A 16,526-nucleotide genomic window follows, 5' to 3' on the forward strand; every position below is an offset into this window, starting at 1 on the left:
AACATGACCAATTCAACGCTTAACGCTACTAGCATCGGCGAATTTAGCCGATTTATAACCGAGCAGAAAGTGAATATGAAGAAGCAGTACGATCAATTATTGGCCCATGACCTATCGCATCAACAATGGGACGGCTGTTTTCAACGCAATATATTGATCGTCTTAGAAAAAACCTATCAAGACGCCCTGGCCCAATTGAAGACACTACCGTTTGATCACGCCGGCAGCACTGTCAATCAGGGCCTGGCGGATCTTACCAAATCAGTACTGGCGGTATTCGATGGCTTCATCGATGAATTTCTGTTGATCGTAGTGGATAAACATCGCACATCCTGCGCCTTATCCAATTTCCCCGATGAACATAAGCCCGATCAGGTTTACCTGAGCGCAGTGCGTAGCGATATCGCCTTACTTTGGCGAAACTTTGCGTTGGACATTAATGCTTACTTTCTGGAATGCCGTTAAGGCGAATTTTTCCGACAGGACAATTTATGAAACTGTACTTAACACCTGGCTCCTGCACCACCGGCATTCATATTTTACTAGAAGAGCTGGATCTGGTTTTCGAAGCCCATCTGGTCAATTTAATGGCCGGCGATCAACATCAAGCCGATTATCTGGCAATTAACCCAAAAGCCAGCATCCCGACGTTGGTCCGTAATGACGGTACCGCCTTGACCGAATTTCAAGCCATCGCTTACTGGCTGGCACGCACCTACCCTAAAGCCAAACTATTGCCAGGGGATGCGGATGGCGATGCGAAAGCTATCGAGCTGATGGACTATGCGGTCGGCACGCTACATGGCCAGGGCTTTGCTAGAATTTTTACCACGGAGAAATTTACGCCCAATCCTGCCGATCACGATGCGGTCAAGGCGCAAGGATTGGATATAGTCGATAAAGCTTTTGCAATCTTGAATGAGCAGATACCTGCCGAAGGCTATGCGTTGGGTGCATTCAGCATCGCCGATGCCGCTTTGTTTTACGTGGAGTTTTGGGCTGATAAAACCGGCGTTACGCTGCCGGAAAACTGCTTGAAACACTATCGCTTGATGCTGTCCCGTCCGGTCGTCAAACGTGTGTTGATGGAGGAAGGTTATCGAGTGGACTGACTTTTATCGCCGTACCATCTGCTCGATCAGCAAAACAGCCTTCTTAAGTCCTCCGATATACGGTGCGAGACAATTCGCACCTTTACCCATAAATGAAGCCACATTAGCCCAATATCCCTTCATTTTTACAAGGTGACTAAATTGTCACCAACACACTATTAGCAAGACAAGCGCCGGATTTTCAAGGAAAATAGCCCTATCTTTACCGTTCTCTGCATCGCATGTACAAATATGAAGGCCTGGTGGTACACCAAAGCCACGACGACGAAGGCATCATAGAAATCGTTGACAAGGAAGGCGTCAGGGCCTTGCACTTTGGCTCGCACGCCCGGCAAAGCAGCATGCTGCTGGCCGAACCCGACCGCCTCCATTCCCTGTATGCAAGGGCCATGATGGCCGGCTTGATGTTTCACGATACGCCCCGCGAAGTGCTGATGATAGGCCTGGGCGGCGGCACCATCGCTAAATTCATGCTGCACCAGTTCGCCGATTGCCGACTGAAAGTCGTGGAGTTTCGCGGCAGCGTTTTGAAAGTGGCGCGTAGTCATTTTGGTTTGCCATTTGATCCACGCCTGAAAATCAAGATCGGCTGCGGCGCGCAACATGTGCGTCAGGCCAGCCAGGTGCAAAGCGAGCAACACGACTTGATCGTCATAGACGCTTACGACCACGACGGCATGGCTCCGGAAGTCAGTAGCGAAACTTTCTTCGACAATTGCCGAACCTTGTTGACCAAGAACGGTCTGTTGGTGATCAACTTATGGGGCACTGATAAAGACATGTTCCAGCAAGTGGTCTGGAACCTGGGCCGCATGTTCGATAGGCGCATGTTGTTTTTGCCGGTGCGCAATCGCGGTAACGTGATCGGTTTTGCCTTTGGGGAAGCCATGGCAAAGCCCGGCGTCAAACAGCTGATCGACAAAGCCAAACAGCTTGAACAGTTATATCAGCTGGAGTTTCCCACCTATCTCCTGGATTTAAAACGCCACAACCCCAACGTCTTCAACCGGATTATAAAATCGTGATACACAACGCTCCCAACATCTTCGGCTATAAAAAATACTGGGCGCACCGCTTCGGGCCGGCACCGGAATTGCCGATGACACTAGCGGAAATGCAACAACTGGGCTGGGACGCCTGCGACGTGATTCTGGTAACTGGCGATGCCTATGTCGATCACCCCAGCTTTGGCATGGCAGTGATTGGGCGGGTTTTAGAAGCGCAAGGTTTCCGGGTCGGAATTATCTCGCAACCCGATTGGCATAGTGCCGAGGATTTCAGACGATTGGGCCAGCCTAAGCTATTTTTCGGCGTGACCGGCGGCAATATGGATTCGATGGTGAACCGGTATACCTCGGATAAGAAAATCCGCTCCAACGACGCTTATACCGCCGACGGCGCAGCCGGTAAACGCCCGGACCGCGCTGTCAATGTCTACGCCCACCGCTGCCGCGAAGCCTACAAAAACGTGCCTATCGTGATCGGCGGTATCGAAGCCAGTCTGCGCCGAATCGCTCATTACGATTACTGGTCCGACAAAGTGCGTAAATCCATCTTGTTGGACTCCAAGGCAGACTTACTGGTTTACGGCAACGCCGAACGACAAGTGGTGGAAATCGCCCAACGTCTGGCAAAAGGCGAAACCATTGCCGATTTAAAAGGCATTCGCGGTACCGTACATTTTGTGAAACAAGTACCGCAGGGCTGGATGGAAAAAGACTCTACCGATATCGATAAGCCTGGGGCGGTTATTTCTCATGTGAACCCCTATCAGGAAATGCCGGCATGTGACGATAAGCCTGAACTTGCGGCAGATGAAAAGGTTATCCAATTCAAACCAATCGCCAACAAACAGCGCACCCAAACCGTCATCCGATTGCCCGATTACGAAGCAGTAAAAGACGACCCGATTTTATACGCACACGCTTCACGGGTGATGCACGGCGAAACAAACCCCGGTAACGCACGAGCGTTGATTCAACGTCACGGCGCTCGCGAAGTGTGGATCAACCCGCCGCCATTGCCGCTGACCACCCCTGAAATGGATGGCGTGTTCGACCTGCCCTACTCTAGGCTACCCCATAAATCTTACGGTAGCGCCAATATCCCCGCTTTTGAAATGATCCAGCATTCCGTGCTGATCATGCGCGGCTGCTTTGGGGGTTGCAGTTTTTGTTCGATCACCGAGCACGAAGGCCGTATCATCCAAAACCGTTCCGAAGATTCCATCATCCGCGAAATCGAAGCCATCCGCGACACCTCGCCCAATTTCACAGGCCATATCTCCGACTTGGGCGGACCTACTGCCAATATGTGGCGCTTGGCCTGCAAGGATCCGAAAATCGAAGAATCCTGCCGCAAACCGTCCTGCGTCTACCCTGGCATTTGTCACAATCTAAATACCGATCAAACGCCGCTGGTCAAACTCTACCGGCGCGCCCGCCAACTGCCCGGCATCAAGAAAATCTTCATTGCCTCGGGCTTGCGTTACGACATTGCCGTGGAAACCCCGGAATACGTCAAAGAACTGGTGACTCATCATGTCGGCGGTTATCTGAAGATCGCGCCGGAACACACCGAGCAAGGCCCACTGTCGAAGATGATGAAACCAGGCATGGGCACCTACGACCGCTTCAAACAGATGTTTGATAAATACTCAAAAGAAGCGGGCAAGGAGCAGTATCTGATCCCCTATTTCATCGCTGCTCATCCCGGCACCGAAGACAAGGACATGCTGAATCTGGCTCTATGGCTAAAACGCAACGGCTTCCGCGCCGACCAGGTGCAAGCCTTTTTGCCCTCGCCTATGTCCATAGCCACGGCGATGTATCATTCCGGAAAAGATACCTTGCACAAAGTTGCCCGTAACAGTCCTGATATAGCGATCCCAAAGAGCATTAAGCAGCGGCGCTTGCACAAGGCTTTTCTACGCTATCACGATCCGAAAAACTGGCCGTTGCTGCGGGAGGCCTTGAAAGATATGGGGCGCGCGGATTTGATTGGTAATGGTAAGCAGCATTTGGTACCGAGTTTTCAGCCGAAAAGCGATGGCAACGCCATTCCAAGCAAGTCGAAAACTAAACAATTCAATACCAAGCGTTAATTGTATTTCTTCGACATACGACTATGCTAAACGAGTTGCGAAATCGGCCAAGCGATGATCCCGCCGGCTGATTTGCACTCATAAATTCAGGAACACGATTTCACCCATTAAAATCAAACGCTTTACTATCAATCAGATGCAACAAACCATCATTACCCCGGAAAAGACTATGCTCCATCTATCGAAGGAGCTCTGGGAGTATAGGGATTTGTTTTTCATCCTCGCCTGGCGCGATTTTAAAGTCAGGTATAAGCAAACGGTAATCGGCGCCGCATGGGCAGTATTGAGGCCGCTATTGACCATGCTTATCTTCACACTTGTTTTCGGAAGGATTGCACACTTGCCTAGCGATGCCAATGCGCCGTACCCGATAATGGTGTTTACCGCCATGTTACCTTGGTATTTTTTCGCCAACTCGCTCAGCGAAAGCGCCAATGCAGTCATCGATAACTCGGCGATGATCAGCAAAGTTTATTTTCCCAGAATCATTATTCCCACTACGCCATTGTTTGTTAATTTAATAGACTTCCTTATTTCATTTGTATTATTGATGGGAATGATGATTTGGTATCGCTTTATACCATCGATCAATATTCTGTTGCTGCCATTATTCTTATTACAGGCAGCGATTACAGCAATAGGCTTAGGTTATCTAATATCGGCGCTCAATGTTAAATATCGCGATTTTCGTTATGTTGTGCCCTTTATTGTGCAAATGGGGCTATATATTTCGCCGGTCGGATTCAGCAGCCAGATTATTCCCGAACAATGGCGACTTATTTACTCGCTTAACCCTATGGTAGGCGTCATTGATGGATTTCGTTGGGGAATAATTGGCAATGAAGCCGGTTTTTTTATCCAGGGATTTAGTATATCTGTCGGAGTATCATTCTCGTTATTGGGCATTGGTATTCGTTATTTTTTAAAGACTGAAAGACAATTTGCAGATAAATTATAATCACCTAACTGCATTAGACATCAAATGACACCTGCGATAAAAGTTGAAAATCTTGGTAAAAAATACACCATTAAGCACGAAAGCCAGACACGATACAGCACATTACGTGACCAACTGAGTGGCGGTGTTCGCTCAATGTATCATCGTTTGCGCCATCCTTTACAAGCTGTTCAGTGTAGCCAAGAAACAGAACAATTCTGGGCACTAAGAGATATTAATTTTGAAATTCACCCAGGTGATCGGGTGGGCATTATCGGTCGCAATGGCGCTGGAAAATCAACCTTACTCAAAATATTAAGCCGAATTACCGCCCCCACCACTGGTAAAGTAACGATTAATGGTCGAGTAGCCAGTTTATTGGAAATTGGCACTGGTTTTCATCCAGAACTGAGCGGAAGAGAGAATATATTTCTTAATGGCGCAGTTTTAGGAATGCGAAAATATGAAATCCAAAAAAAATTCGATGAAATCGTCGATTTTGCCGAAGTTAAAAAGTTTCTGGATACACCGGTTAAGCATTATTCGAGTGGCATGTATGTGCGACTGGCATTTGCTGTGGCGGCTCATTTAGAGCCGGAAATATTGATTGTCGACGAAGTGTTAGCGGTGGGGGATACGCAGTTTCAAAAAAAATGTTTGGGGAAAATGGGAGAGGTTGCCAAAGATGGTAAAACGATAATTTTTGTTAGCCACAGTATGGGGATGATTACCGAACTATGTAGTAGTACAATTTTGTTAGGGAAAGGAAGTATTTTGAATTCAGGTACTACTCAAGATGTGATTAAGCATTATTTAGAAAATGCCGCGTTGGAAAGTAACAAAGGATATATTGCAACGAATAAATATAGTAACGATATTTATTTTGAAAAAATTCAGGCTACAAATTCACAAGGAATGCCGACGACAAATTTTCTTCATAATGAATCAATTAAAATAGCACTCCGCTGCGTAATTAATCGCTGGGTAACTGAAAGTGTAATTGGTTTTTATCTAATAGATCAAAGAGGCAGAAAAGTTTTTACTAATAATAACAACAAATGGCCTGCGACGGGTAATGATGGAGATGTGGTAAACATGGCAATAACTATACCCAAGAATTTTTTAGTGCCCGGACAGTACTATTGTACGTTCGCTATTAGCGTACATCATGTTAGAGCGATTGATATCGCCCAAGATGCCATATTGATTAACGTTATTGATGCAGGGACAGTTTTTGCTTCTTATGAGGGTTTTGACTATGGATGTGTTTTTGCAGATTGCCAATGGGAATTAGATTAAACGCAGAGCAGATAACATCGTAGCGGAAACACTCGGATCTCTTTGCGACAAACTAACAACTGTCATACTTAAACAATGGCATTCCAATAATTCAGCTAGACTTGCAAGTCTGGCAGAGTAGGATAACCAACTTAAAAAATGAGAGTGATGAAACTTTGGCGGCCGCATTAACGGAAAGTTACCCACAGATAAACTCGCTTTTACCACCAACAAGTTTACAAGAAAGAAGGAAATGATATCAGGGCAATTGATTGAAGTATTGGTGATTTATTTTCTAGGCTGGCTGAAATCAATTATAAGCTATAGCACAAACAGAAAAAGGTCTACGAGTTTGACAAAGTACCCGTTGTACAAAAAGATGCTGTCGTAAAACAGCTAGCTTTTCTCAATCTGGAGCAAAACCAGTGTATAGATCAAATCGACAAAAAATACATGCTTTTGCAAAAAGTTTACATGGAAAAAATCATAACTAAGCGGTAGGTTTTATATGCATTTAATACACCGTACAACATGTCGCGTATGCGGTTCATCGGCTTTAACACCGGTAATCAATTTAGGAGAACAATTCCTTCAAGGGTCTTTTGTAAAACCGGGTAAAGAGATTCCACCAATGCGAAAGATACCAATGACATTAATTCGATGTGATCCAACGCGCGATGAACAAGCATGCGGGTTATTGCAAATGGAGCACACAGTTCCACCAGACATCCTGTACTCCTCTTATTGGTACCGTTCCGGGACCAACAATACAATGCGCGAACATCTGAAAGGCATTGTAGATGATGCTATGCAGATTATAAACATGGCATCTGGTAGGGTACTAGATATAGGTTGCAACGACGGAACTCTATTAGGATTTTATCCTGCAACATTCAAAAAATATGGCGTCGATCCTTCCGATGTCGCCCAGGAAATTAAGGGTGACATTGAGGTTGTACAAGATATTTTCCCATCCGAAGAATTGCTAACACTATTAAACAGTGAAAAGTTTGACATTATTACTTCGATTGCTATGTTTTATGACTTGGAAAAGCCTATCATTTTCACGAATGGAATTAAGAATATCCTCTCCTCCAATGGCATTTGGATATTTGAAATGTCATATATGCCAACCATGCTCAAAATGACGTCGTATGATACTATATGCCATGAACATTTAGAATATTACAGTCTGGCGGTGATTGAATATATTCTAAAATTTGCAGGAATGAAGGTATTCAATGTTATTCATAACTCAATCAATGGTGGAAGTCTTCGCTGTTACGCTACTCATGCCAATAATTTTAACTACAAGAATGAGCAATATCTCGAGAATATAAAGGAAATACGCCAGCAAGAGTTTGACTTTGAATTGGATACAGATAAACCGTACAAGCATTTTCAAGATCGTATCAACGTACACAAAGAGGAATTGATTTCGCTGCTAAAGAAACTAAAGAAAGAAGGAAAGAAAATTCACATATACGGTGCCTCTACAAAGGGAAATACCATTTTGCAGTGGTGCGGAATTGATAACAGACTGATAGATGTGGCAGCGGAACGCAATCCTGACAAATATGGGGCGTACACCCTTGGCACGGACATCCCAATTGTAAGCGAAGCCGAGTCAAGATTGATGCATCCGGATTACTACCTGGTTCTTCCTTGGCATTTCAAAGAAGAATTTATCGACCGTGAAAAAGACATGTTGGAATGTGGGGTTGGGTATATATTTCCTTTACCTACAATTGAGATCATAAAAAAATAGAGCATCAATTTATGACCTTTATGTCCTATTCACAAAATTTTGAAGATGTGATGCTTTGGCGAGTGCTAAATCATGTTGAGAATGGTATCTACATTGATGTTGGCGCGGCGCATCCAATTATTGACTCGGTCACTAAAGCATTTTATGAAAAGGGATGGCGAGGTATCAATATTGAACCGATTGAATATTGGTTTGAACAAATTGTTTCTGATAGACCTAGAGATATTAATCTGAATATAGCTTGTGCGGCAGAGGAAGGTGAACTTACTTTATACGAAGTTGCCAATACAGGAATGTCAACCATTAACCCTGAATATGCTTCTCGCCATGAAGCCAGTTCACATAAAGTTATAAAAATAATTGTTCCTGCGCGCCGCTTAGATAATGTGATTGACGAATTTGGATTTAAGGAAATCAGTTTTCTTAAAATTGATGTAGAAGGAGCTGAAGCCTTAGTTTTACAGGGGATTGATTTAAATCGTATTCGACCGTGGATAATATTAATTGAGGCAACAGAGCCTAATACAGTTGTTACAACTCATGAGGAGTGGGAGTCACTGATAGTTAACAGAGGCTATGATTTTGTTTATTTCGATGGATTAAACCGTTTTTATCTTGCTAAAGAGCAACATGCCCTTCAAAAACGCTTTCATGCCCCTCCAAATTGTTTTGATAATTTTACACGATATGCTGAATTGAAAAGAATTCAGCAATTGGAAAGTGATCTTCATGCGATACATACAAGTATGGTTTGGCGGATATTGAAACCGTTTCTATTTATTAAGCAAAAACTCAAGAAATTGAATCCATAATGTCCGAAATAAAAGCACAGTACCAGAAAAGAATATTTTGGCTTGGGATGCATAAGGTGCTAGTTGAAACCGAATTCCCTATGTTGAAAAAAATGGGATACGAGGTTTTTCGCCCTCCCTATCTTAGCAACATCCAAGATCAATCTGTTTCAGATAAATGGGAAGTTGGCGAGACAACACTTCCAAAAGAGGTTCTTAACAAGCTGTGTCGATATAATTTTTTTTATAACTCCATTTCTCACGAAATAGGGGAAATCTTAAATACATACTTTGATGTCGTTATCGTAACAATTCATCCCGATTGGTTACTTAGCGTACTAAAGGTTTTTAGTGGGACGGTATTATATCGTTGCTACGGTCAGATTGGGATTGTGAGTAAAAATCTGTATGAAAATGGTGCTTTTGATTTAATTCAAGGACGAGAGAACTTCTGGTTCTTGCCGCATGCAAATGAATGCCTGTCTGATGAGCAGATATGGCTTCAAAATGTGGGGCATGTTGTGCCTTACTGGTTAACTGATGATGTACTTGATCTTAAAGACACTTGGGCGCATGCAGAAATTCGCAGACAAACTATCGCTCTCACATGCCCAAATATTACGAACGCTTATTATCAAACTCACTTTCGTTATCTAAAGGAATTTTTTGAGCAAAGGAAATTTCGGTATTACGGCGTTCAATTAGAACCCAATGCCGATCCGAATGTGGTTGGTACGCTTTCACGTGCAGCATTTTTGTCAGAATTCTCAAAAGAATCTGGTTATATCTATACCTATCGAGAGAGAAATGTTTGCTATCTTCCCCCCATCGAAATGATGATGTTAGGAGGTCCTGTTCTGTATTTCCCAAATTCGTTATTGCATCGATATTTCGGATTTGATTCCCCTGGATTGGTGAAGAATGAAGAAGATGCACTGCGGGTTGCACAACTGATTATAAATGGCGATAAAGCACTCATATCTGAGATAATTGATAGCCAAGAATTAATTAGACAACGTTATTTAAAAGAATATGGTCAACCCATATTTGAAAACACCATAAAATCCTTGCTAGAGAGCTCTAGCTCTTCTGTTACCCCCAAGATTATTTACGATTTAAACCAGCAAGAAATTTTTGATTATGACCCAGTATTAATATTCACTCATTTTAAAAATTCTTATGTACATTGCAATGGGCAGTATTCCTCTATTGATGAAATTCCAAGAGTAATGCAACAGTTTGTTAAGGCATTAAACTCAAAAGATATTCCTGTTATGGTCACGGCACTTGAAAATGAGGCTGCTGTTGTACATGGATTTTACACAGCTGAATGCGCTAGACCAGATTTAGTTAAGGTAATTCCATTATCAGAACCGGGCATATACTACTTAGAAAATGCGTACAGTAGATTTATAAAAAGTCTACTCAATGGATACGGATACAGGTCAAATGAGCATTTTCTGAGGATATTTGAGACAATAAAAGGGAAGCGTAAAATCTGCAGCATAAAATCATTTTTTAGACTAATAAAATCCATTTTTGCGTATTTTTTTATTTTATTCAAAAATGTTATTATAGCTTATATTGCTTCAAAAAAAATAAATAAACTATTTTCATCTATTTCCTCAAAGTTAAGGTACGCTGTCGTTCCCCATTATTATAATTTTCCTGAGGCATTTAGCCTCAATACTCCTTTGTTAGCCTATATTCCAGATTATATACCACACTTCTTTACTGGCAGAGAATGTTTTCCTAAAAGTAACAAAAACGTTGCCATTGGGGTGAAATTGGCTAAAAAAGCTAAAAAAGTTCTAACGGGCTCCGCTTTTTCTAAAGAATACTTACCTAACTCTGCATTGAAAATACCTGCAGATAAAATCGTATCGTTCCTTATGCCTTATTTGGGTACATCGAATAAGCAAAATGATCTTATGGCTATTCCAGTTAATTTGATTCAAAAGCTTGAGGGACGTAAATTTGTATTTTATCCAACGCAATATCATCCTAATAAACGTTTGGACTTGGTGGCTCGGAGTTGGTGTCTGGCGGCAAAAAGTTTACCAGAACTTTGTTTGGTTTTGACGGCTAGCTTTATTCCTGAGATCTTGCAGGATGAAATTAAGAGTAATGGCTTACTTGATAGACTATTTATTTTCAATAAAGTCAATGATACAACTTTAGTTTGGCTTTATAAAAATGCATCCTGCTTGGGATATTCATCCGAAATGGAAGGCAATTTCCCTACACAGATATTAGAAGCATTAATTAATAATTGCCCCATAGTTTGCATGGATAATCCTCTGATTCGTTTTGAACTATGTGGTTACATGGAGCTACTATTGTATGCTCCATTTGCCGATGTAGGTAAATTTTCTGAATTGATTTTACATGCTATAGAATATCGAAATCAGGTGCTTGACAACCAGAATTTGTTAAAGAAAGAGATAATTGAGCATTTTAGCTTTCAGAAATTTGCTGAGAACGTATATGCATTAGATGCTGAAATCGCAAGTGATGAATTTTGAAAATAGTTAGTCTGTATTATAAACTTACTTATCTCTCACTCCACCATTTTCATTAAAGCTAATATAGCTGAAAAACAAAGTCTGCGTTATATATTTAACTTTGTTTCCATGCAAATTACCGCTACAATTAAATAAAGTCAAGGTGTTGCCTAAGAAATATATTGCCGAAATCTACACATCGATGCCGTAACTTTAAAAAATTAGGTCCTCGGCTAACTATCTACAAGTCGATTTAAATCTTGCGCGAAGGAATTAAAAATGAAAGCAATTATTTTTGGCATAAATGGACAGGACGGTCATTATCTAAGTGAGCTTTGCAAAGCAAAAGGTATGTCGGTAATTGGAGTTTCAAGATCAGAGGGAAGCTGGTTAAAAGAAGATATATCTAACCGTGAACAAACCGAATATTTAATAAAAACGCACACACCCCGATACGTTTTTCATCTTGCAGCCAATTCAACCACGCGACACGATGCACTGTTTGAAAATCACCAGACCATTTCTACAGGTACTTTGAACGTTCTTGAGGCTGTTAAAAGGCATAGCCCAGATACCAAGGTATTCATTACTGGCAGCGGCTTGCAATTCGTCAATACCGGAACCCCCATTTCAGAACACGATGAATTTGAAGCAGGCTGCGCTTATTCTGTAGCGCGGATTCAATCCGTGTATGCGGCTAGGTATTACCGGTCGCTAGGGGTTCGAGCCTATGTTGGATATTTGTTCCATCACGAAAGTCCGTTTCGTAAACCGAATCACGTCAGCAAGATGATCGCGCTAGCAGCACAACGTATCGCAGGAGGAAGTAATGAACTTATTGAGCTAGGAGATATTTCTGTGAAAAAGGAATGGACTTTTGCTGGCGATGTTGCACAAGGAGTTTTTACTTTGGTTGAACAGGACGATATATTCGAAGCCGTCATTGGTTCCGGTATTACCTATTCGATTCAGGATTGGCTAGAAGCATGTTTCAAAATCATCGAAAAAGACTGGCACGAACATGTGCGTCTTCGAGAAGGCTTTATTCCGGAATATAAACAACTCGTGTCAAATTCTGAAACGATAAATGCACTAGGTTGGCGCCCAAACGTGACTTTTCCAGATTTGGCGAAATTAATGATGTCATCACCCTAAATCCGTGCCCCGATTTGTTAAGCATTGAATAACAGTACGTCGTGCTAAATAACTTACAAGGGTAACCACACCTGGCGCTACTGCGGGAATCTAACTATTTAAACCCAGACCATTAAGTTAAATAAATAGAGCTATTTTAATAGCTATCAAAAAATGGCTAAATGTACTTTCGGCAGTAGTTTAGATTCTCCTTTGCAAAGGAAATGAGAAAACTTTCGTTCATCTCTCCTTGTCGCGGAGTTTATAGAAGAATTACCTAAAAACCAAGCGCTAGATCACATTGTTATTTTAGGCAATTGTTTTTGACGCCATCCTTGTCATAAATCAAAAATATATCTAATAATTTATGCATTTCTATGCGTGTTTAACATTATAAATCCAAAAGGATAACTAATGAATATTTACATTGATTGTACCGATTTTGTTCGCGGAGATGGTAACACAGGCATTCGTAGAACTGAACGCAATGTGATTGTTAACATGATTTCAATTTGTTCAGATAGAAATATTTCATGCCACTTAACATACTACGACCCACTTTATGGCTTCATTGTTGTAGATAATTTTAGCAAAGGAATCGGCTATTTTGATTCCATTAGCCTCGCCACGCGACAGTTTTTGCGACTAAAGAATTTATTTAAAAAAGTATTTTGCTTTTTATTGCCGAGTTTTATCGATAGAATATGGGGAAAATACACTCGATTTCTATTTCTACCGATATTTTTATCCATATCATTGCCTTGTATTTTACTAGCCAATATAGTAACTCACTTATCGCCCAAGAACATATGGAAACCATCCGATAAAGATATACTATTTATTCCCGGCTCATCTTGGTGGTCAGCGTTCTACAACAAGGCTGTTGCAGAGACAAAAAACAACCACGCTAAGATAGTTACCATCATATACGATCTCATTCCAATTACTCATCGTAATTTTGTAACAAAAATGCACGAAAAAAACTTTTCGTCAAAAATAGACTTCGCACTCGAATCGTCAGATTTGATATTAAGCATATCTCATGATACCGCAAAAGTTATTGAACAATACATATCAAACCACCCAAGCATTCACAAGAAAGACATTGTCGCCTTCAAATTGGGAGCCGATCTTGATTTAATCAGTGACTCTTTAAAAGTACGGGAACATATTCATAAGTTATTTGAAAACAACACCGTATACATATCTGTCGGCACCGTTGAGCCACGAAAAAACTATAATTTTTTACTGGATGTTTTTGAATGCATTTGGCAAACACATCCTAAAATTAAGCTATGCATCATCGGGAAATACGGGTGGGAGTCGGACGCTACTATTGCAAGAATACAATCGCATCCAATGTTTGGATCGTCTTTGATATGGTTTCAAGACCTTTCAGATAATGAACTATCCTTTAGCTATAAAAATGCACAAGCATTAATCTTTCCATCAATGACTGAAGGTTTTGGCTTGCCACTAGTTGAAGCGCTATCATTTAATTGCCCGGTGCTTGCAAGCGATATTCCGGTGTTTCATGAAATTGGCGGCAATCATTGCTCCTACTTTTCCCTCACAAATAAGGATGAGCTCATCTCATTAATCCATAACTCCTTATGTGTTAGTCGAGTCGTTAGCGGCGAACATGCGGAAAATTTCTCATGGCCCACGTGGAAAGAATGCACTGCCGAAATACTGGATATTATCCAAAAAAATATCAATGAGTCCAATTTAGCCAAATAAGGAAACGAATAAAATACTACATTTTCCTCAAAAAATAATTTTTCTTTAAACAAATGAACATCCTGTTCGACTACCAAATATTTTGCATCCAAAGATATGGCGGCATATCACGTTACTTTTATGAATTGGCAAATAATTTAGGTAAACTTGATCAAACTTCTGTCGAAATATTCGCCCCTCTCTACACTAATGAATATTTCGACGAAGACAAGCCAATTCATCCTCGCGGCACGAGATTGCCAAGAACTTTGCCGCAAATGCTCTCGCGAAGAATTTCCACATTCTCCAATGTGGGCGTGTTCAATTTGTTAAAACACAAATTTCATCCCGACATCTTTCATGAAACCTATTACTCTCTATTCGACTGTTGTCCACTGAGAGCAAAACGGGTCATTACCGTATGCGATATGATTCATGAAAAATATCCGGATAATTTTTCCATTTTGGATAGAACGCGCGAAATCAAGGCTCGTTCACTGCATCGTGCAGATCACATCATTTGCATTTCTGAAAATACTAGAAGAGACTTGCTCGAATTGACTGACATACCTAATGAGAAAATATCGGTAATATATCTTGGGCATTCATTCGTTACTCTTCCCGTATCCCCTAAGCAGAATCGGAAAAATAGACCTTATTTATTGTATGTAGGCAAACGTAACGGATACAAAAACTTTGTTACCTTACTCAAAGCTTATTCGGAATCGAAATTGCTAAAAAACGATTTTTCTCTTGTTTGCTTTGGCGGCGGCGGCTTTACTTCGACTGAATTGAAACTTTTTAAAGCTCTAAATATTAATCCTGACAATGTCATTTATGTATCCGGCGACGATAATGAGTTAGCCGCCTGGTATCGTTCAGCAGCGGCTTTTATTTATCCTTCGTTGTACGAGGGCTTTGGAATTCCGCCACTGGAAGCCATGTCCTGCGAATGCCCCGTGGTCTGTTCCAATACCAGTTCGCTACCGGAAGTAGTGGGCAGTGCTGCCGAACTATTTAATCCGGAGGATACTACTGAAATGCGTTTGGCAATTGAACGAGTGGTTTCATCACTGGATTACTCGGCGCGACTCATAGCGAAAGGAAAACAACGCGTCAAGCTATTTTCCTGGGACAAATGCGCCAGAGATACACTTAATACTTATCATCAACTATTAAATAATTAACGATGAGACGAGCATTGATTTGTGGAATTAACGGCCAAGACGGCGCTTATTTAGCCCGTTATTTATTGACAAAAGGCTATACGGTGATTGGCACGTCCCGCGACGCGATGGCAAGTTCATTTAAGAATCTTCATGCCCTAGGCATTGAGGAACAGGTTGAAACGGTATCAATGGCGCTTAACGATTTTCGTAGCGTTTATTCGACAATATTACGACATAAGCCAGATGAAATTTACAATCTGGCAGGCCAAACTTCAGTGGGTTTATCGTTTGAGCAACCCGTTGAAACCATGGAAAGCATCGTCACAGGTACGTTGAATTTATTGGAATCACTTCGATTTATCGATTTCTCCACGCGTTTATATAATGCCGGCTCAAGCGAATGCTTTGGTAATACCGGAGAAATAGCCGCCATTGAATCTACGCCTTTTTATCCTCGAAGTCCTTACGCTGTAGCTAAAACGGCGGCACATGGTTTAGTGGCCAATTATCGCGAAGCGTACGGCTTATTTGCATGCACCGGAATTTTATTTAATCATGAATCCCCCTTAAGGCCTGAACGTTTTGTGACACAAAAAATAGTACGTGGCGCTGCGCAGATAGCTTCTGGCAATTCTAAAAAATTAAGCCTTGGCGATTTAGACATTGAACGAGATTGGGGATGGGCGCCAGATTATGTAGAAGCTATGTGGTTGATGATGGAGGCCAGCTCACCAGACGATTATATTATCGCCACAGGTAAAACGGTGTCATTGGCGTATTTTGTCGAGAGCGTATTTAGTTATTTCGGATTATGTTGGACAGACCACGTTATACAAGATAAAACGCTCTCACGGCCATTAGACATAAGAACTAGTAAAGGTAATGCAGGCAAAGCAGAGAGGGTCTTAGGATGGAAATATCAGAGTGATGTTGATGGTGTTGTAAAACTGATGTGCAAAGACGCCGAATTAAAAATGCATACGTAATTAGCCGCCCCTGAAAAGCCAAAAA

General features: G+C 41.7%; 13 protein-coding genes. All 13 read left to right on the forward strand.

Features of this window, described 5'->3' with window-relative positions; genetic code table 11:
* The first annotated feature begins 3 nt into the window (after positions 1–3).
* The 13 genes from G006_RS0104885 to G006_RS0104945 all read left to right on the forward strand — a co-directional run bounded on the left by G006_RS0104885 (position 4) and on the right by G006_RS0104945 (position 16,501).
* On the forward strand, positions 4–465 hold the full coding sequence (locus G006_RS0104885) for a hypothetical protein (RefSeq protein WP_020482046.1): 462 nt from the start codon (positions 4–6) through the stop codon (positions 463–465).
* Positions 466–491: 26 nt separating this feature from the next.
* Entirely contained in the window at positions 492–1,112 is a 621-nt protein-coding gene (locus tag G006_RS0104890; RefSeq protein ID WP_020482047.1) for a glutathione S-transferase family protein, read from the forward strand.
* A gap of 221 nt (positions 1,113–1,333) precedes the next feature.
* On the forward strand, positions 1,334–2,137 hold the full coding sequence (locus G006_RS0104895; protein WP_020482048.1) for a spermine synthase: 804 nt from the start codon (positions 1,334–1,336) through the stop codon (positions 2,135–2,137).
* Complete coding sequence (locus tag G006_RS24990; RefSeq protein ID WP_020482049.1) at positions 2,134–4,215, forward strand: YgiQ family radical SAM protein; 2,082 nt, start codon at positions 2,134–2,136, stop codon at positions 4,213–4,215. The genes G006_RS0104895 and G006_RS24990 overlap by 4 nt, the downstream gene beginning before the upstream one ends.
* Before the next feature lie 136 nt (positions 4,216–4,351).
* Positions 4,352–5,173: an ABC transporter permease gene (locus tag G006_RS0104905; RefSeq protein WP_051067668.1), complete on the forward strand. Its 822-nt coding sequence runs from the start codon at positions 4,352–4,354 to the stop codon at positions 5,171–5,173.
* A gap of 24 nt (positions 5,174–5,197) precedes the next feature.
* Positions 5,198–6,451, forward strand: a complete 1,254-nt coding sequence (locus G006_RS0104910) for an ABC transporter ATP-binding protein (RefSeq protein WP_020482051.1) — start codon at positions 5,198–5,200, stop codon at positions 6,449–6,451.
* 487 nt (positions 6,452–6,938) lie between these two features.
* The gene (locus G006_RS0104915; protein WP_026146853.1) at positions 6,939–8,198 is read left to right on the forward strand and encodes a class I SAM-dependent methyltransferase; all 1,260 of its coding nucleotides are present in this window, start codon (positions 6,939–6,941) and stop codon (positions 8,196–8,198) included.
* A gap of 11 nt (positions 8,199–8,209) precedes the next feature.
* Positions 8,210–9,010 (forward strand): FkbM family methyltransferase, encoded by an 801-nt coding sequence (locus G006_RS0104920; protein WP_020482053.1) that lies wholly within the window; start codon positions 8,210–8,212, stop codon positions 9,008–9,010.
* Complete coding sequence (locus tag G006_RS0104925) at positions 9,010–11,514, forward strand: glycosyltransferase (RefSeq protein ID WP_020482054.1); 2,505 nt, start codon at positions 9,010–9,012, stop codon at positions 11,512–11,514. The genes G006_RS0104920 and G006_RS0104925 overlap by 1 nt, the downstream gene beginning before the upstream one ends.
* A gap of 258 nt (positions 11,515–11,772) precedes the next feature.
* A complete protein-coding gene (locus G006_RS0104930; protein ID WP_020482055.1) occupies positions 11,773–12,648 on the forward strand; it encodes a GDP-mannose 4,6-dehydratase in 876 nt (291 codons plus the stop codon).
* A 393-nt stretch (positions 12,649–13,041) separates the two neighbouring features.
* The gene (locus G006_RS0104935) at positions 13,042–14,367 is read left to right on the forward strand and encodes a glycosyltransferase family 4 protein (protein ID WP_020482056.1); all 1,326 of its coding nucleotides are present in this window, start codon (positions 13,042–13,044) and stop codon (positions 14,365–14,367) included.
* A 53-nt stretch (positions 14,368–14,420) separates the two neighbouring features.
* Complete coding sequence (locus G006_RS27580) at positions 14,421–15,533, forward strand: glycosyltransferase family 4 protein (RefSeq protein ID WP_026146854.1); 1,113 nt, start codon at positions 14,421–14,423, stop codon at positions 15,531–15,533.
* A gap of 2 nt (positions 15,534–15,535) precedes the next feature.
* The gene (locus tag G006_RS0104945) at positions 15,536–16,501 is read left to right on the forward strand and encodes a GDP-mannose 4,6-dehydratase (RefSeq protein WP_020482058.1); all 966 of its coding nucleotides are present in this window, start codon (positions 15,536–15,538) and stop codon (positions 16,499–16,501) included.
* The last annotated feature ends 25 nt before the right edge of the window (positions 16,502–16,526 follow it).

The organism is Methylomonas sp. MK1 (genome assembly GCF_000365425.1).
In the GTDB taxonomy this organism is placed as follows: domain Bacteria; phylum Pseudomonadota; class Gammaproteobacteria; order Methylococcales; family Methylomonadaceae; genus Methylomonas.